Origin of the sequence: Bacteroides sp. BFG-637, from assembly GCF_024793605.1 — a bacterium.
Lineage (GTDB): Bacteria > Bacteroidota > Bacteroidia > Bacteroidales > Bacteroidaceae > Bacteroides > Bacteroides vicugnae.
In genome coordinates this window covers 2,221,755-2,241,725 of record NZ_JANUPD010000002.1, presented here as the reverse complement: position 1 = coordinate 2,241,725, position 19,971 = coordinate 2,221,755, and the positions used below count along the sequence as shown (strand labels likewise).

The 19,971-nt window shown below is 41.8% G+C and carries 12 protein-coding genes; 1 reads left to right on the top strand and 11 read right to left on the bottom strand.

The annotated features are described in order from the left end of the window. From NXX38_RS08790 to NXX38_RS08740, 11 genes are all read right to left on the bottom strand, one after another. Positions 1 to 2,478, bottom strand: a complete 2,478-nt coding sequence (locus NXX38_RS08790) for a glutaminase domain-containing protein (protein ID WP_258979243.1) — start codon at positions 2,476 to 2,478, stop codon at positions 1 to 3. 31 nt (positions 2,479 to 2,509) lie between these two features. Then, positions 2,510 to 4,675, bottom strand: coding sequence for a hypothetical protein (locus NXX38_RS08785; RefSeq protein WP_258979241.1), 2,166 nt, complete (start codon positions 4,673 to 4,675; stop codon positions 2,510 to 2,512). Positions 4,676 to 4,704: 29 nt separating this feature from the next. Beyond that, positions 4,705 to 5,964, bottom strand: coding sequence for a glycoside hydrolase family 76 protein (locus NXX38_RS08780; protein WP_195648861.1), 1,260 nt, complete (start codon positions 5,962 to 5,964; stop codon positions 4,705 to 4,707). A gap of 231 nt (positions 5,965 to 6,195) precedes the next feature. Then, on the bottom strand, positions 6,196 to 7,662 hold the full coding sequence (locus tag NXX38_RS08775) for a DUF4972 domain-containing protein (RefSeq protein ID WP_234132640.1): 1,467 nt from the start codon (positions 7,660 to 7,662) through the stop codon (positions 6,196 to 6,198). A 22-nt stretch (positions 7,663 to 7,684) separates the two neighbouring features. Then, positions 7,685 to 8,827 carry a DUF4972 domain-containing protein gene (locus tag NXX38_RS08770; protein ID WP_258979206.1) on the bottom strand — a complete coding sequence of 381 codons (1,143 nt, stop codon included), beginning with the start codon at positions 8,825 to 8,827 and terminating at the stop codon, positions 7,685 to 7,687. Positions 8,828 to 8,852: 25 nt separating this feature from the next. Next, positions 8,853 to 10,175 carry a glycoside hydrolase family 76 protein gene (locus tag NXX38_RS08765; protein ID WP_195648863.1) on the bottom strand — a complete coding sequence of 441 codons (1,323 nt, stop codon included), beginning with the start codon at positions 10,173 to 10,175 and terminating at the stop codon, positions 8,853 to 8,855. Positions 10,176 to 10,198: 23 nt separating this feature from the next. Continuing rightward, entirely contained in the window at positions 10,199 to 12,118 is a 1,920-nt protein-coding gene (locus NXX38_RS08760; RefSeq protein ID WP_195648864.1) for a RagB/SusD family nutrient uptake outer membrane protein, read from the bottom strand. An 11-nt stretch (positions 12,119 to 12,129) separates the two neighbouring features. Then, positions 12,130 to 15,561, bottom strand: coding sequence for a TonB-dependent receptor (locus NXX38_RS08755; RefSeq protein WP_258979193.1), 3,432 nt, complete (start codon positions 15,559 to 15,561; stop codon positions 12,130 to 12,132). Between the two features lie 158 nt (positions 15,562 to 15,719). Then, positions 15,720 to 16,922 carry a FecR family protein gene (locus tag NXX38_RS08750; protein WP_148364112.1) on the bottom strand — a complete coding sequence of 401 codons (1,203 nt, stop codon included), beginning with the start codon at positions 16,920 to 16,922 and terminating at the stop codon, positions 15,720 to 15,722. Between the two features lie 112 nt (positions 16,923 to 17,034). Continuing rightward, positions 17,035 to 17,607: an RNA polymerase sigma factor gene (locus NXX38_RS08745; RefSeq protein ID WP_148364113.1), complete on the bottom strand. Its 573-nt coding sequence runs from the start codon at positions 17,605 to 17,607 to the stop codon at positions 17,035 to 17,037. Positions 17,608 to 17,712: 105 nt separating this feature from the next. Continuing rightward, a complete protein-coding gene (locus tag NXX38_RS08740; protein ID WP_258979187.1) occupies positions 17,713 to 18,702 on the bottom strand; it encodes a glycoside hydrolase family 43 protein in 990 nt (329 codons plus the stop codon). A gap of 165 nt (positions 18,703 to 18,867) precedes the next feature. Here NXX38_RS08740 and NXX38_RS08735 point away from each other — a divergent pair, with 165 nt between their 5' ends. Beyond that, positions 18,868 to 19,971, top strand: a complete 1,104-nt coding sequence (locus NXX38_RS08735; RefSeq protein ID WP_195648868.1) for a family 43 glycosylhydrolase — start codon at positions 18,868 to 18,870, stop codon at positions 19,969 to 19,971.

Sequence of the window (19,971 nt, the reverse complement as noted above, 5' to 3'; positions counted from 1 at the left end):
TTATTTAATCAGTTTTCCTTCAAGCATCTTGATAAAATATCCACCTACAACGGAACGTGCCTGGAAGCCTCTCTGATTCGGTTCATCTGTAAATACCCAGTCGGACATCGGAACACGGTTAGGTGTCACGTTCATAAACAGATATACCGGTTCAATAAATTTCTCAAAGGTAGCTTTGTCGTCAGCCAATGTAGCTGTCCACATGATCCAGTCGGTTTTGGTGTATGTTTCACGGTTATCCAATGGAAGACCATATTTATTTTGCTTCGAAAGATAGTAAGCTATTTCCGTTTCTGCAACATTTTTAGGGAAGATTTGCAGATTCAACAGTTTATCCCACACTAAGTTATACTTCTGGCTCCATGTTCCCGGTTTGTCAAATGTCAGACGGTAGTGGTCGCCATCATCCGCCATTTTCACCCATTCGGCAGCCATATCTTTTGCTTTCTGTGTGTATTTCTCGGCTACTTCTTTCTTGCCCAGCATATCTGCCAGATAGCCATATGAAGCAACACCCATGATCGCTTTGATAGAAAGGTTGGCATTGTGTGCGAAGTGACCTGCAAAGTCATCGGTACAAAGTTGGTTGGCCGGATCAAGTCCGTGCTCTGCCAGATAATCCGTCCAAGTAGTCAGTGTTTCCCAATGTTTCTGTGCATATTCTGCATTGCCTTCCACCTTTGCAATAGCAGCAGCCAACACTACCATATTACCCGATTCTTCTACCGGCATATCACCGCCATAAGTCTGGCCGTTAGCTAATGGATAAGTACCTACATCATGTGCCGCAAACGGTTTCTCCCATTTTCCGCTTTCGCTATAATAGAAAATATGGTTCATGGTAGCTTTCACCAGTTCCGGGTTATAGTACAAAAGCAGCGGAGCTCCCGGATAAGTCAGGTCGACTGTTCCGATAGAACCATTACTGAAGTTTTCTTTAGAAAGGAATACCAGGTCACCGTTCGGAGCTTCTACCAATTTATGAGCAGCCAATGCCTGACGATAAGCCAATGCACAAAGTTCGGCATATTTACGTCCACCGGCTGCAATCGCTTCTTCCATCATTTTCTTGTCGAAAGCGGCACAGTTCTTCATCTGTGTCTTATATTCTTTCTCTGCTTTCTGGAATTGGGATACAATCGTTTCATTGCCCTGACGGTTCCAGTAAGGACGCAGGTTATCGCCAAAGTATTGGATAGAATAAACATCATCGTATCCGATCAATAGATGACCATCCGCTTTTTGTGTTTCGCCTAATGAACGTACCAAAGCCAATTTATCATAACCATTCGTGGTAGGAGCTTCCAGTTTATTTGCTACAAAGTTTTTACGCAGTTCTCTGCCGTCACCGATTGCAGATGTGCTGTTTTCTTTTTCAGCAGCCAGGTAGAAATGTCCCCAATCGATACGTACATCATCACCTTTCTTCTTCAGGATTTCCTGATTACGGCTTCCGGTACGAAGGAATAACAAGTCGCCGTCAGTAAAGCTGTCGGCTACAGATTCCTGGTGAGGTTGGTCGATTGCCCATTGCGGAGATACTTCGAAATACAATTCAACCTGATGTTTCTTGCCGTCATTGGAAGCTACTTCATAAGAAATATAATTGACCGGACGTGACAGCAAATCCAGATTATCCATAAACATAGGAGCGGTAAATGTCAGTTTCAAATCTACCGGACCGCAAGTAAAGGTATAATAAGTCTGCATAGGCTGTACGTCTACAGATATTTGTTGTGCTGTTTGATGGAAAGAACGGTAACCGTCCAGTTCTACCAATAATCCGAAATCCAGTAATCCGTTTCCTACACGGTTACGGCAATAGCCGGCAATCAGATTCTCACCCGGTTTCAAAGAAGCTACCACTTCTTCGGGCAGTTTCACTCTCTCGTTCTTTTTACAAGCATTACCAGTATCTACCACTTTGATGCCGTTGATATAGATGATAGCATCATCGTCGTGAGAGAATTCCAGATATACATTCTTTCCTGTCAAGTCTTCCTGAATATCAGCTACCCGGCGTACCCAGATAAATTCTTCACCCCATTGGGTCTTGGCTGTATGTTCATTCTCCATGGTTCCGAAAGCAGCTTCGCCTTCTTTCCATGCTTTATCATTAAATCCGGCATTCTGCCATCCGTCAGCAGGCTGTTGAGTGGTATACTTTCCTATCCAGCTACCTTGTTCGGATGTCTTTACCAAAGGACGTAGTTCCAGTTCTTCCGTTCCCATGAAACGGTAAGTTTGTCCGTCTACTTTCGCCACTCCAAGCAAAGGGAAATCCTTACCTGTCCAATGTTTCACGGAGCCATCATACAGATTGTCAGTAGTAGACCAAGCACTAGTGTAAGGGTCAATCGTCACCAGCGGGTATGCCGGAGCACGTAATTCATTTTTCTCGTGCTGCTCTATCTGGGTCTCACAGCTACAAAGTACGGAAGCTGTTCCCAGCAACAGCATCATCAGTTGTTGTTTCATAATTTAAATCACCTGTTTTATTTAATCTATTTTACCATTCTATGGATACATTCACTCCGGCAGGATCGTTCTCGAAACTCAATAAAAGAGTTTTTGAAGATTCATCCCATTGCGGCTGTTCCGTCTTCCCGTTTACCAAGACTTTCCCGGGCTTGCGCGGCAAGAGGATTCTGGATACATTCGTCGTATGTAACGGGCTCTTAGCTACGAACGAGTAACTCTGCTTCCCTACTTTCTCATCATAAATGCGGGAAGCTCCGCAAAGTACCTTTGCTTTGACTTTGCCCGACACTTTACTCAAGTCATACAAATATCCCTGTTCACCGGGATTAATCTGTTTCATGGTTAGTACCGGCAGGTCTTTGTCGAATAAATCGATATACAGTCCCGACAGTTTCAAAGGCTCTTTAAAAGAGCTCTCATCCATTACTGCCGCGATTGTATAAGGTCCCCGTTCTACCACAAAATTGTTTTTGATTTCTATCTTTCGACCTGTTTGGTTCAAATAAGCGGATGCAATCGTTTCAAAGTATTTGCGGTCGTTGCCGTTCTTCAATACAAAATGTTTCGGATCTTCGCGTATGACAATCACAGTACCTTTCCCGGAACGATATGTTCCATCACCGGGAGTGCGGGACAAGCCCATTGTCTCAAACAAATGTTCCGAAGGGGCTTTGTAGGCGTTTCCTTCTGTATTCCACCATTCCAAAACGGTTTGATAGGGATCGACATCTTCTCCGCAATACACCAGTGTACCTCCCTTTTTAACCCAGTCTGCCAGATAGTTATGGTATTCCGGCTTCATCGGTTTCATGTTCGAGTAGGACATTACAAGTACCTGAAGTCCTTTGAAAGTTTCTTGGAATGGAGTATTCTCCATGTGTACCAGTTCTACCGGGATTCCTCTTTTTAATAATGGCAAAGTTTGGCCATAGAAGCTGGAGAATTGCGGATCGTCATATCCGTTATGATCCGGAAAACGCTGGAACATCAACGAATTTGCCATTAATACCCCAATGCCGTGCGTACCGTTGATCTGCTTGTCAGAGGTGCGAATGTCATTCAATGTATTAATCATCACCTGCATTTGCGTGGAGTATGAACGTGGAATGCGTTCTTTCTGATCGGTTCCGGCTATCCGGTATAATCCCTGATAAATACGGTCCGGCCATGGCATCACTTCATAAGTATCTACCATCGGGTACATTAGCTGTGCGGCAAAAGTGGCCTGATAATTTATCTTATAATCCAGCCAGTCTTTGGCACGGTCTTCAATCGGATCGGTCAGGAAATACATTTTGCGATTCAAAGGAGCAGTCATGGATTTCATGCAGCCATATTCGAGAAAGGCATTCTCAAATACACGCTCTTTCTTTACACCGTTATAGAAGTTCGGTTCACGGGCAGTACCCGTCCATACCTGTGCTATGTAGCCGTCTACACAATCCAATGAAGCCAGACTGGCTTCCGGGCTTACAATTTGCCAGGAAGTGTAGTTAATCAAAGAATGAGTAGGCACATAACATTTCACATCCAGCCCTTTCAATTTACCGTATTCTTTGGCATAAGTAAATATCTTATCCAGTGCATAATAGTAGAGGTGATATTTCAACTTATTGGAAAGGTAGGTGTTCTCGGGAGATTCATGTTGAGGCCTCCAGGGAAAATTATAATATTTCTGCCATTCTGACTTGAAGGCTTCGCTATATCCGCCACGCATCCAGAATTCAGGTTCCTCCAGATAGATAGAAGTAATTCCGGCATCAATCACCCGCTTTATCTGCGTTTCCTGCATATAACGGATAAAACTTTCGGTAGGCACAATGTAGGGTATCAAGTGTCCGTGGGCTATCTCGTTTCCGTTACGATCCCGTTGACCTTCTTTCAGGTGACCGTCTATTCCATCCCATTTGCCGAGAAAATAGTCTTTATAGTCTCCCCATGCCACTCCGGTCATAAATTGTGTCTGATATCCCTTGTCTCTCCACGACTGGACACGTTGTTCAAAAGAAACACCCTTTTTATCAAGTGTACCATATACCATCGTGGCATCGGCACGCACATCTGTTTCCGGTTTCCAGGGTTCGGCTGTTTGAAAAGTTGTTTTTGCTTCCTTGCCGTTAGTCGTTTGAGCAAAGGAAACATTATTACCGGTTAATAAAAGGCTGAATACAATCAGTAGTTGTTTATTATTCATTTTCACGTGGTTCTGTGTCGTTTTCCTATTTACTTCTTAGCCGGAAATAAAAGCATCAATGCCGGTATACCGGAAGCTGAATAACTGTCGATTTCCGCACCTGCCGGCAACTTCTTATGATATTCGCCTCCACACACATTCCGCGTCTCATCTCTGTTTGCCCAACCTGTTTTGATGGTACGTTTCAGGAACGGAAGATATTGGGTTTGTCCGCAATCATATACTAACCATGCCATGTATTCTGCAAAGATAGCAGTATAGATACCCTGTTCAATACCACCTTCGAAAGGTAGCACTTTATGTTCCGCAGACATATCTTTCACTGTATAGTCTGCTGCCAAAATTGCATTGTCCAGATAACGTTTCTCTCCGGTCGCCTTATAAAGCAGTATGGATGCACCGATAAAGGTTGCCTGATTGTAGACATGTGACTTCCACGCGGGATTGCCATTTCCATGACGGCTATCAGCTATCTTTCCCGTTTCTTTATCCAGCAGATTTTCCACTCCCCATTCGTAGATTTCTTTGCCTTTGGCAAGATATTGAGCCTTCGTCTGATAAGACGGACGTTTGTCGGTCGATTCTTTTCTATTTTCAGGCACATTATTGTAGAGCGTCAATGCCGCTACCACTGTCGGGAAGTTGATACATGCCATCTTTCCATCACCGAATTTATTCGGTTTCGGATTCCGAATGGGTTGCCATTGCCAGAACATACCTCCGTTTTCTTTGTCATACGAACCGGTATCACCCACCTTTTCCGAGCCATACCACACACGTTTGAAACTGGCTTCCGAGAGTTTCAGGTATTCATTCACTCCAAAAAGCTCGTATGCGCGCGCCAGACTAATAGTCCACCACATGATGTCATCGTAGATGAACCAGCCGGTGTTTTCGTTGTTATCATCAAAATCAAACTGGCAATATTGTGCTTTGTTTCCTGCGAAAATTTTCTCGCAAAGAGTTTTATACTCACGAGTCTTTTTTTTGTCTTTCTGTGCCTTTGCCAGTTTATAGGCATTCATCGCCATGTCCCAATAAATAGGCTGACACCAAATAGCCGCCGCTCCATTACCGCGGTCAACGGCGCTTGGATAGGAGGAATTTGTTTTATAAATATATTTATTAGAGTCTAGTAGGGTATTGTTAAATCCTTCGTAAGCTGCCCATACATCTTCGTTAGTATATGCGTGCTTCTTCTGGTTTGCTTTTCCTAAATTGCCGACTGCCCATATAGTAGTTGATGCTCCCATTAGCAGCGTCAGAGCCAAAAGAATTTTGCCTTTCATGATAGTTTATAAGTTTATAGTATTTTTCCTGTTACAAAGATTGCAGAAATAGCTGAAAAAAAACAATAATATTTATTCAATAAAGAACAAATACAGACCAAAACGCTTTTCTGCAATAAAAATATAGGATTAATAAAAGGGTATTGGAGAATAATTTCCCCTCATTCTGCCTTACGACAGAGATAAGGGGAATATTTAATCTACCTATTGAAAACTCATCCTGGTAAACAATTATTTGTTATCTGAAATAGTTGTAGATTCAACCCATTGCCAGTTATCACCAACTAATGTTGCTGTATGACCTTTCACACCTTTTATTGTTTCGGTAGCACTTTGAGTAGGCTGATCGCCTTTCACTTCAAAATCCCAAGCATCTACCAAATCCGCATTATCAGCATTTACACCTTCTTCATTTCCCATATAAGAAGCATATACTTGATTTTCTGTCCGGTTTGTTTTCCAGATGCGTATCTTCTTTATGTAACCGGAGAACCATTCATTACGATTTCCATTATTGTCCATCATACAGAATCCGGTCATGTGAATCTGATTAGCTATGGATTGCTCATTGATATATGTTCTCCAGGGTTCACCCACACGGATGGGATCTCCTTGTCTCGTACCGTCAATCATGGAATAACATTTCACATCTGTCGGAGTGTCAAATCCCGGCAACCCTTTATCTCTGAACAGGAATGCATAATGTGTCCAACGATCTTTAGTCCAGTTGTCCGATTTCTTCCATCCCGGCTCCCACTCTTGAGGATTTGTATGATTATCATCTTCCCAATGGGCAACCATTGTTCTCAACAGCCCTTTTGTGCGATCCTGTGCACGCCATCCGCTCCAATAAGGATCGTTCGTCATCGTAGAAAGGAAAGTACAGTTATCTTCCCCCTGTTTATTACAGTATTCTTTGATATTCACCCAAAGTTCTATCGTGAATGCCTGATTATCATCCTCTCCAAACTTTACATAATCCTCACTATAACCAAAGTCTATATATGAACCGGCATTTCCGTCTACAAACAGATTCCAGGTAATCTGGCTGTTATCCGGCCATGCAGAATCTTCTACTTCTTCCACTTTCTTATCGGCAGCGGCAATAGCCTCATCATAGATTTCCTTCGTCATATCTGTAATGGAACCGGATTTGATTCTTTCAGCCAGACTTTCCAAGTCTTTAGCAGCACTCTCCAAAACTGATTTATTATCAACCGGATATTGTCCTTGATGATTTCCCCACTTCGTTTCATCATTAACGATTGCAAGTATTTCATCCGCTTTAGCCAGCAAATTATTAATATATTGTTGTGCTTCCGGAGACAGATTATAATATTTTGAATTCTTAAACTCATCAATAGCCTTATTTACCTTTGCTACAGCAGCTTCCAGAGTTGTTTCATCCAGTTCTTCGCCACCTTCTACCCGCTTTATCAGGGCATCCAACTCGGCAATGGCAGCATTCAATATATCCTTTCCGGCTTCGGGATAGGTGCCGGGAGCAGTTCCATAGGTTGAATTTTTCAATAAATAGTTCAATGATGTACGGTTCTCTTGCAGGATACTCAATTGTGTATCTGTTATATACTCGTCTTCAATATCATCACAAGCGGTAAATATCCCTGCCAGACAAGAAATCAGGAGGAAAGAGAGGAGCATTGCTCCCTCTCTCCATTTATTAGTTAAACATTTCATGTTTTTCATCGTTTTTACATTATTATTCAACAATACGTTGCCACTCGTAAGTACCGATAATCTTAGCAGTATGACGACCTGTCAGGTCTATTACTTCATTACCCGAACCGGAAGGTTTGGTGGTGAAATCCCATGCTGCCGCCAAGTCTTCTTCTTTACCAGTCACTTCAGTCGTCTCATTATAAGAGCTCTGGATATATTCGTTATCCTTTGCACTTTTCCAGATACGGATTTTTTTCATATAGCCGGCAAAACCTTCTTCAAACAGATTATCACTGGTACGCATATACCGTCCGAAAGCGGTCATCGGCGTGTTATAGCTGGCATAGTTACTGGAATTATAGAATCTGCTGCCAACATTTCCCTCGGTCGTTTTCACTTCTCCATTCACATACAACTTCGCGCGGAATTCCGGACTACCCGGCAAACCTTTATCACTGTACACAAACAAGAAGTGTTGCCATTCTCCATCTTCCGGAGCCTTTAATGACGGTTCACAAATATTTCCTCCCGTTTCGCCCCAAGTTGCACGATAAATACCACCGTCTGCATTGCGCCAATACATCATCCAGCCATTGCGCCATCCATCACCGCCCATGTAGGTAGAGAGGAACACATTCTGGTCTTTTCCACCACCTTTGGTTACTTTCACCCAGAACTCAACAGTAAAGGCTTGATTTCCTTCAGTTCCGAAATTCACATATTCTTCGCTACGTCCGAAATCGATGTAAGAACCACCGTCTCCACGTCCATCCACAAACAGTTCAGCCAGCGTAGTTTCAGCATCTTCTGTACGGATCGTGCTTTCAAACTGTTCTATAGCCGCCTCGGCTTCTGCCACATAACGTTGTTTCTCACTTTCTGACGGAGAAGGTTTCTGATATTTGATTAGAAGTACTGCACGATTAGCATCATCTATCGCATCTGTCAGAATAGCCCGGCTTTCGGTGGGATACTGTCCCTTCTTATCTCCGTATTCTGAATTTTGCTGCAAATCGGTCATTTCAGCAATCAATGCATCCAGTTGGTCGATATAGGCATCCTCTATTTCAGGAGCCGCAGTATACTCGTCATGTGTTTCTTCAGAACAAGCCGCCAATTGAAGTGTCAGTATCATGCATAACACATAATACCACATTTTCCAATTTGAATATTTCGTATTCATTATTCTTCTTTTTTATGGGTTACAATTATTTATCTGCCGGAAACAATAACATCAATGCCGGTATTCCGGACGCACTATAGCTGTCGAGAGTAGCACCTTCTATCTGTGCCTTATGGTATTCGCCGCCACATAGATTACGTGTCTGATCGCGATTAGCCCAGCCATAATTAATGTTACGCTTCAAAAATGGTAAGTACTGTGTCTGACCACAATCGTTTACCAGCATAGCCATGTATTCCGCAAAGATAGCGGTATAAATACCCTGTTCCACTCCACTCTCAAACGGCAATAAATCGTAGGTTGCAGACATGGTATTCATCGTATAGTCGGCTCCCAGAACCGCATTATCCAAATAAGTTTTCTCTCCGGTAGCTTTATAAAGCAATAACGAAGCTCCGATAAAAGTGGCCTGATTGTACACATGGGCTGACCATGCCGGATTTCCTTCGCCATGCTTACTGTCGGCAACTTCTCCAGTATTGCTGTCCACGAGATTCTTCACAGCCCATTCATAGATTTCCTTTCCTTTTGCCAGATAAGCATCTTTTGTTTCATAATGCGGACGGGTAAAGTTACCGTACTTATTACTCCAGCTTTCCGGATTCGGATCTGCCACACGGTCGGCAGGAACATTGTTGTAGAGAGTCAATGCAGCCACTACAGTCGGAAAGTTGATACAAGCCATCTTGCCGTCGCTGGCTACATTCTCATTCGGATTGCTGATAGGCTGCCATTGCCAAAACATACCTCCACCCAAATTCTTTTCCGGATCTGCATACGAACCCGTATCACCGACCTTTTTCGAGCCATACCACACGCGTGCAAAACTTGCTTCTGCCAGACTGCGATACTCGTCTACTTTAAACAATTCATAAGCACGCGCTAAAGTAATGGTCCACCATTGGATATCATCATAGATAAACCAGCCGGTGTTCTCATTATTATTGTCAAAATCAAAGTTTGCATAATGCGCTTTATTTCCGGCAAACAAATCATCGCACAACTGCTTGTATTTGTTTTCTCTTTCCGTATTCCCTTCCGTTTTTGCACGTTTATAAGCATTCATCGCCATGTCCCAGTAAATAGGTTGGCACCAGATAGCGGCAGCTCCGTTATTGCGGTCTACAGCAGCAGTATAAGCGGTACTTGTTTTATAAATATTCTTATCGGGGTCCAGCAAATAATCATTAAATGCCTCATAGGCAGTCCAGGTATCTGCATTGGTATACTCCGGGACAATCTCATAATCCGGCGTATACGGCTTTGCCTGCTTATCCTCATTGCAAGAGGACATACAAAGGACACCGGACATGAGACAAACTGCAGAGAAAATATATTGTTTCATCATAATTTCTATTTTATAATCAGTATTTAGAATCCTGTATTCTGAACCAAGTTCTTATCAATATCAATCTCACCCTGTGGTATCGGGAAGAAATACTGACGGTCAAAAATACGTTTTACAATCTCCGTACGTTTAAAGAATTCATTTCCGTCATAATTGACATTCATTCCATGAATTGCCTTGTTGAAATATTCATTTACCAATCCCCAGCGGCGTACGTCAAAATAACGGCAGTTTTCGAAACTCAATTCGATGCGTTTCTCCTTGCGGATCAACTCCATGACTTCATCCGTTGTAGTCGGTTTAGGCAGATTGACTGTCTCACCGTATCCCGGAATACCTGCACGCTTACGGATCATGTTCATATAAGTCCAGATATCTTCATGAGTCGGGCTGACATGTGCCAGTGCTTCGATATAGTCAAAATAAATATTAGTCAGACGTAAGAGCACACAAACCAAATTCTGGTTACGGTCGCCGGAATCCATTCCTTTGCGCACCAAATAACCCGTGCTCGTATAGTCATTGCTACCTTGTTCTTTACCACAACTTCCACTATAAGTAAAATCTACTACATAACCGCCTTCTGTTCCCTCAAACCATTTTGAATTGCTAAAGGTAATGTCGGCATAGAAACGAGGTTCACGATTGACATACATCATTCTGGTTCCTACCGGTGCATATAATGTACCGTCTGTTCCTTTGTATTCTGTTGTAGAGACTCCCTCTTCTACATAATCAGATTTTTCGTTGATAATCGGAGTGACTCCGTCAGCACTATAACCGGAAATAGGAGATTCTCCGTTTGACATGAAATAGGCATCTACCATTTCCTGTGTTGCCCCCAACAAGCTACCACCTCTGTAGTCGGTCGTATTACCGGATCTATTCGGCATACGGTCATACTGCATGGTTCCAGCAGCATTATCCAGACGATAGAAAATCATCTCTTTATTGTTACCCATTTCAGAAAACAGGGTTCTCACTGCACGACGATAAGACTCTGTCGGACTGAATCCTTCCGAGTCCGGGCCGGAAACAGAAACACCATCCTTATTGGTATACATCAGATGATAACGGCTACCATAGTTAGAGAAGAATGTGTTACATTCATCAATCACTCTCTGCCAGTTGGCGCGTTTGGTAGCTTCATCCGGTCTGTCGGGAAATAGTTTTGTTCCATCATTATTAGCCAAATCAGAATAATAGGTACTTTCTCCATTAAACAACCAGCTGGCACGATAAGTCAATGCCTCAATGATAAATGCCTGTGCAATCGCTTTGTCAATACGACCATATCCGGACACCTTGTCGGTAGAAGCATCATCCAGCAAACCGTCATTTTGTGCACCTTTCAGTTCTGATACGATAAAATCGAAACACTCATCTACCGTATTACGCGGGAGTTGCAACTCGTCACTTGGAGTATCCATCGCAAAGTCCTTTTCAAGCAAAGGAACCGGGCCATAAGTACGTACTAAATAAAAATAGTAGATAGCCCGTAAAGCTCTTGCTTCTGCTTTCCATTGATTTCTTTCTGTAACAGTCAACGGTGCCTGACCTACATTTTCTGTAAATACTGCAGCTTCATGGATACCAGAGAACCAGCTCTTCCAGCGATACAATACCATCGTTCCTTCGGTAGCATCGATAGAGTTGTTATTTATCAGTTTTCCCTTATTGTCATTTGTCCACTCTGCCTCGTCACTGGAACCTGTCCAAGGACCGGGAGTACGGTACAGACTGGTTTCATGTACCTGACGTTGGTTAAATTCATCCGGTAAGAATGTGTATACGTTCGAAAGATACCGCAAAGCTCCATCTCTGGTTGTAAAAATCTCTTTGAGTGACAAACGGTCATCAGGCACCTGATCAAAATAGTCATTACAAGATGTCGTCAAGAGACACGCCAGCAAACTAACGATTATATAATTATATTTTTTCATTATCTTTTTGTTTAGAATGTGAAATTAATACCAACTGAATAAGAGGTCGTATTTGGATAAGAAGCACCATTATCGGTATTCAACTCCGGATCCCACAATTTGAAACGACTCAAGGTGAACAGGTTAGTTCCCATTACATATACAGCCGCATTCTTCAGATGAACTTTATTCACCCAAGGTTTCGGCAGGTTATAAGATACCTGCAATGTCTTCAGACGCAGGAAGTTCATGTTACGCACCCACCATGTGCTCTTCTGGAAGTTATTAATATTACTGGTTGTTTCGCTTCCATAAGACAGACGCGGATAAAAGGCATTCTGATCCGGATTTTCCTCTGTCCAACGGTCGCCAATGTTAGAGTAGAGGTTACCGCTACCACCACCGCCGTTAAACGGATTAATACTGCTACCATTCAAAACACGTTCGGCTCCTGCTACACCTTGGAACATCATACCTACCGACAAATCTTTCCAACCTACGGTAAATCCGAAACCATAAACAGTTGTCGGCACATCCCCACGGGAAATGTAAGTCTGGTCGTACGCATCAATCTGACCGTCATTGTTCAAATCCTTGTATTTGATATCTCCCGCCTTTACTGTACCAAACTGTGAAGCAAAAGGTTTGGGAGTGATTGCTTTATTGGCATCCGACAACGATTCCCAACGTGCCATATCATCTATTTCAGCTTGAGTGAACAGTCCTTCGGCCACATATCCTTTAACTCCATTGATGTTACGTCCATACTGGTTCATCCATTCGTATTTTTGTTCCGGCAATTCTCCCTGAATCCATTTATCCTTATTAAAGGTGATATTACCACGAAGCGCAAGTACCCAGTCTTTATTTATACGCTTGTTATACTCTATCGTTCCATCGAATCCTTTATTTTCTATGATACCAATATTTCCATAAGGAGCAGATGTATTGTAGCCCAGGAATGAAGGTATAGAATGCTCACGCTTCAACAGGATGTTCTCACGACGTTCCTTAAACAAGTCGAATACAATAGACAGATCGTCATTAAACAGTTTTATATCAATACCCAAGTCTTGTTTACGAGATTCTTCCCAAATTAAGTCAACAGCCATATTTACTGTTTCATAACCAGACCATTTTGTTCCGTTCGGTCCGAATTTATAACCATAATCACCGTTCTCTTTCATCTGGTCCAGATACATAAAACGACGGTCGGAAACTTCACTATTACCTACTTTACCATCCGTATAGCGTATCTTCAGGAAAGAAACAGTTTTTGACAGCGGTTGCCAGAATTTCTCGTTCGAGATAACCCAACCTACACCAAATGCAGGGAAAGTTCCGAAACGATGTTTGGGTGAGAAGTTCTCGGCGCCGTTATAACCGATGTTGAATTCTGCAAAATAACGGTCTTTCCATGAATAAGTGGCACGACCGGCAATACCCATCATACGATAAGGAATCGCATCTTCCAGTGTACCTTTCGGATACAACAGTTTGGATTGCTGGTTGAACAGGAACAGTGCACTGACACGATGATCGTCATTGAATGTCCGGTCATAGTTCAGGGAAGCTTCCAGATAAGTTTTCTTATTACCACTTGTTTCCTGTTTATAACTCAACACGTTACTTCCTTCATAAATACGTTGCAGAATGGGTTGTCCGTCCATATCGTAAGGAACACTTGTATCCAGGAAGTTATAAGTAGACTCTGCACGGTCCTGATGTACATGTATCTCATTGTATACATCGAACGCATACATGGCAGTCAATTTCAGCCCTTTAGTAAGCATATCCAAATCCTGTGTGATACGCAGATTGGAATAGATCTGATTTTTCGTCAGGTTATCATATCCGCGACGGGTAGCTTGTGAATAAGGGTTATTAAAGTTATTGTTAGTTGAAGTTCCGGGCACATAGGCTTGTCCGTTGACAAAGAACATCTTCGGATATTCAACCGGTGAAATTGACATTGCCGCATTATACAAATCAGCAGAAGAGATGGCCGGATAGTTTCCTTCTCCCAAATAACCTTGTGCACCGATCTCCACTTTAGTAGTAGGAGTCACATCGATATTCAGATTAGTGGTAAAGTTATAACGGCTATATTTCATTTTGGAATCATAGGTGTTGATATTCTTATCAGTCACCGTCATACCAGTTTCATTGAAGTAGCTGACTGACGCATAATAAGCGACCTTTTCACTACCACCCCGCACGTTTACATTCACACGACGATTGTGTCCCCAATCATTAAAGATTTCCTTCAACCAATCCACGTTCGGGTACAAATAAGAATCTTTTCCCGCAATCGTGTTACGTATCTGGTCCTCCGTATATTTTGTAGCAATACCGTCATTACACATTGCCTCGTTGGCTGCATTCATATAAGTGATACCGTCTGCCAGATCAACCATCTTCGTGAAACGGGTAAACGATTCATAATAATCCGCGCTCACTGTCGGTTTTCCCACCTTTCCCGGCTTGGTTTTAATCAGGATCACACCATTAGCACCTCGCACACCATACACAGCCGTTGCCGATGCATCTTTCAGTGTTGTCAACGATTCAATGTCTTCCGGATCGATGTCATTGAACGAACGTTCCACTCCATCCACCAATACCAGCGGAGAAGAAGTGTTGGGAGTAGAAATACCACGAATCCAGATATCAGCGGCATCTTTACCCGGTTCTCCCGTACGTTGCACGGCTACAACACCGGCCAAACGACCTGCCAGCGTTGTAGTTAAACTGGCAGAAGGTGTTTTAATATCCTCCATCTTCATAGAAGATTGTGCGCCGATATTACTTATTTTACGCTGGGTACCATAACCAACAATCACAGTCTCTTCCAACTCGTTCACCTGTTCTTCCAAGGCCACGTCGTAAATATTAGTAGATGCATTCGTCCGTATTTCTGAAGTTTTAAAACCTATATAAGTAAATTTAAGCACTACGCTTTTTTTGGTTACGAATATCTCATACAAACCATCCATATTGGTAATCGAACCGTTTACATCTCCATCCACGGTAACGTTCACTCCAATAAGCGGTTCCCCTTTTACATCAGTAACACGTCCGGTTATTTTCCGTTTATTCTGTTGCTGTTCATTAGGAGCCGATGCTTTTCCGGAAATAAAGATTTGTCTGTCAGAGATCCGATAAGTACATGAAGTACCCTCGAAAAGTTCAGAAAGAATTTCTTCTATCTTCTTATTCTTACTGTCGATAGATACCTTACGTTCTAAGTTCACAGCATCATCTAAGTAGAAGAAAACAAATTGACTACTTTTCTCTATCGTTTTAAGCACTTCTCTCAACGTCGAGTTATTAACGCTGACCGAGAGGGTCTTAAATTGAGAATAATTGTTGTAACTTGCGAAAGAGTAGTCTATTCCGAGAAGTAAAAAGCAAAGGAATAGCCCGAGAACCTTACTCTTTCGTTCTCTAATTGCATTTTTCATATTAAACATGTTAAAATTTTCTCATAATATTATTTCTGTATCTAAACATTATTGGGTACACACGTCCCAGTTGGATGATAGCGTGTATCATCCACTTTCTACAAAAATTACCATAAAATTCAGGAATTAGATTTATTCTTTATCTTATTTTTTCATATCTATTTCTTTACGACTCGATACGTCTTATATTGTTCATCATAGGCATAAGAGATTGGTGCAACAAAGGTTAATCCATTAATTACTGTTTCAAAGTTGTCTTTCAAATCGATTTTTCCGGAACATTTTATTTTACTTAGCGCTGGGTCAAATTCTACGTTAATGCCATAATAGGTAGACAGACGTTTCAAAACGATTCCCAAATCAGCACTTTGGAAATAATAGAGTCCATTCACCCATGATATAGCTTCTTCTACATCTACCTGTGTTATATTTTCCTTTCCATCGGCAGAACTGAACATCTGATTAGGAGCCAGAATGGCTTTAGGAGTCCGGTCTGTCTCCACCTGAACACATCCTTGTGCCAGCACTACACTTCTAATTGCTTCCGATTCATACGCAGTTACATTAAATTTAGTACCAAGCACTCTGACATTCATATCTTTGGTCCGCACATAGAAAGGACGATTTTCATCTCTGGCCACTTCTATGTAGATTTCACCATCCACATAGATTTCACGTTTGTCTTGTTCAAACTCCACCGGATAAACCACCCTTGTACCGGCATTCACCCAGACTTTAGATCCATCGGCAAACGTCAATACCGAACGTTTTCCACGTGGAATAACCAATTGGTTATAAGTTGCCGATTTCTCCTTTTGTATACTTTCCTGATTCGTTTTGATTTCTACGGAATCATACGTGATCTCTGTTTCTTTTTCCTTCAAACTCACGACATTATCTTCTGCCAAAATCAACAGTGTTTCTTCCGTCAAAGGCAAATCGGCTTTCGTATTCACAGCAAATGTGGCAATGTCCGGATCCAGAGCCGAAGAATAGTTCTTCAAAAAGAAGAAACATCCCACAAGAATAGCCACACTGGCAGCCGCACTCAATCCTATTAAGAAATAGTTCTTGCGTCTCGCTTTCTCCTTATTTATATTAGTCGCTTGAATACGAATCCATAAATCATCCGTTTCCTGGTTTGAAAGTACCTCACCCTTCTCTTTCGAAAAAACTTCCAAATATCTTTTTGCAGCGATATATTCATCTATATTAGAAGGATTCATCTGTTCAAATTCATCCCAGAACTTCTGTGTTTCTTCCGTAGGATAGTTCATAGAAGAAACAAAGAAATCATTCTGAAGAAATTCTTCAAAAGTATATAGGGAAAAATCTGTATGTTCTTGTTCAGAGTTCATCATTTTCATTGTCTTTACGTATGAATAACAGTTGTACTTTCATTTTATACTCACCTTTTTCGAAGTTTTTTCCACTTTTTTTGATAGGCAGGAAAAATGGGCTGGTTATTCTCTCTTATTTTCTCTTAAATAAGTCGCGGATACGTCCCAAAGCCCGTTGAATAGAATTAGAAACAGACTGATTATTCATATCTGTCACCTTACTGATTTCATCGATACTCATCTCTTTGATATACCGATAATAAATAATTTCGCGCTGTCTGTCCGTCAATACAGACATCATAGAATGTACGGTTGTCTGAACTTGTTTTTCCTGTTCATTATTAATATATATAGTTTCCGGAGTGGAAGGAGAGTCGTCAACCGTATCTTCTCTCTCACCTATTTCATCAAACGGGAGAGAATCTGTTGTTTTTTTCAGCGCATTAAAAAGAGTGTTTTTCAACGCCACTGTCAAATAGGCGGCAATATTATCTGTTGGAGCCAACTTTGCACGATTCATGTGAATTTTCACAAACACATCATGTATGCAGTCTTTAATTAATTCTTTATCCGAAGTATATAATAATCCGAATCGAAACAGATCTTGTACTGTTTGATTATATATTTGGGTATACGCACTCGAGTCTCCTTCGAGAAACCTTCTCCACAAAAGGGAATCAGAGAGAGAGTGTATATCCGATTTCATTATAATAAGTATATTGAATTTATAAGGACAAAAATAAAACAATAAATCAAAAAAAGCCCATCTTTATTAAAATATTAATTACCGATGAGCTGAACTTTTCAGATTTTACTTCAATGGGCTGGCTTCTACTCCCTCGAAAGTCATCTCTATGGGTTTTATTTTTCCGTCTTTATCAAAAATCATGCGATCAATACAGGTCACACGAGCATTTCCATCCGTTTCACCTAATGGATGGCGATGATAAATGATGTACCATTCGTCCGCTCCCGGACCTTTCACTACAGAATGATGACCGGCACCCGTTCCAATATTGGGATCTCGCTGTAAGATTTTTGCTTCTCTTTTAAAAGGTCCGAATGGTGAGTCGGCAATCGCATAGGCTACGCAATAATCCGGTCCGGTCCAACCGCCTTCCGACCACATAAAATAGTATTTACCGTTACGTTTTAACATGAAAGGTCCCTCTACATATTTTTCGGGAGTTACTTCCTTATAGATGGTACCATCCTCAAACGGTACGATACTCAACAAGTCCGGAGCCAGCTTCACCATATTGCAATGTCCCCAGCCACCATAATACATATAATACTGTCCGTCATCATCTTTGTAAACAAACTGATCGATCGGCTGTGCACCATTTACAAATTTATCAATCAGAGGTTTGCCCAGTGCATCCTTAAATGGTCCGGCAGGATTGTCGGCTACAGCCACACCGATACCTCCCAGCTCGTTATTACTTTGAATATCATTCGCACCGAAGAATATATAATATTTGTCATTCGCATGAACCACAGCAGGTGCCCATAAAGCACGTCTAAACCAACTTATATTCTCTTTCGACAACACTTTCGGGTGTTTTGTCCAGTTCACCAAGTCTTTAGACGAGAAAGCATCCATGAAGGTTTGTTCGTCATAAGGCGCCGAATACGTAGGGTAAATCCAGTATTCATCTCCAAACACAATTCCTTCCGGATCGGCATACCAGCCCGGAAATACAGGATTGCCACTTGTCTTTGGTTGCTGACCGGCCTTTTGCCCAAATACAGACAGGGAACAACAAATAATACAGAAAAGAATAAGATGTTTTAGTTTCATATAATATCAATTTTAAAGTTCGTGCTACAAAGATGAGAAAAAACGAATAGAAAATTCAATAATTATGAACCAATTAAGGATAAATACTAACCAATCTGCAAAAAAAAGATGATTTATCAAGATTTTGTGCTTTCTTTGCAGTGTCATTATAAAATGAAAAATACCATGAAAAGCGGAATCTCATTACTAACTGTACTTTTAGTCATTATTTGTGCATCTTGCCAACCCAAGAAGAAAACAGAGCCGGAAAAGGAAACGATAACAGGAGATACCTATACGAATCCGTTGCGCGAAAAAGGAGCAGAACCATGGAGTGTTTTTCACGAAGGGAAATATTACTACACACAAGGTTCCGAAAGCAGGATCATACTTTGGGAAACGAGTGATATAACAAACTTGGATGACAGTCTTAAAAAACCGGTATGGATACCGACAGACCCTAGTAATTCGCACCATTTATGGGCCCCCGAGCTACATCGGATCAATAATAAATGGTATATCTATTTTGCGGCAGATGACGGTAACATGGACAATCACCAGATTTATGTAATTGAGAACGAGGCTGCCACTCCTACAGAGGGAAAGTTTGTCATGAAAGGCCGAATACCGACTGACAAAGATAACAACTGGGCGATTCATGCAAGCACTTTTGAACATAACGGACAACGTTACATGATCTGGTGCGGATGGCAAAAACAAAGAATCGACAGTGAGACACAGTGCATTTACATCGCTTCCATGGAAAATCCATGGACTCTTTCTTCCGATAGAGTCCTGATTTCCAAACCTGAATATGAATGGGAATGTCAATGGGTCAATCCTGATGGCAGTAAAACGGCCTATCCGATTCATGTGAACGAGGCACCTCATTTTTTCCAACCAAAGAATAAAGACAAAGTTTGCATTTTTTATTCTGCCAGTGGTAGCTGGACGCCTTATTATTGTGTAGGATTACTAACAGCAGACGCCAATGCTGACCTGCTGGATCCCGCCTCCTGGAAGAAACATCCGACACCCGTATTTCAGCAGGAGCCGAAAAACGAAGTTTTTGGTCCCGGCGGCAGTTCTTTCATTCCTTCACCGGATGGAAAAGAATGTTATATGCTTTATCATGCCCGCCAGATTCCCAACGACGCTCCGGGCGCAATGGACTCACGTACTCCCCGCTTACAAAAAATGGAGTGGGACAAAGACGGAATGCCTGTACTGGGAATACCGCAAAAAGAAGGAGAACCCATGGCAAAACCATCCGGTTCCCCAACCAATTGA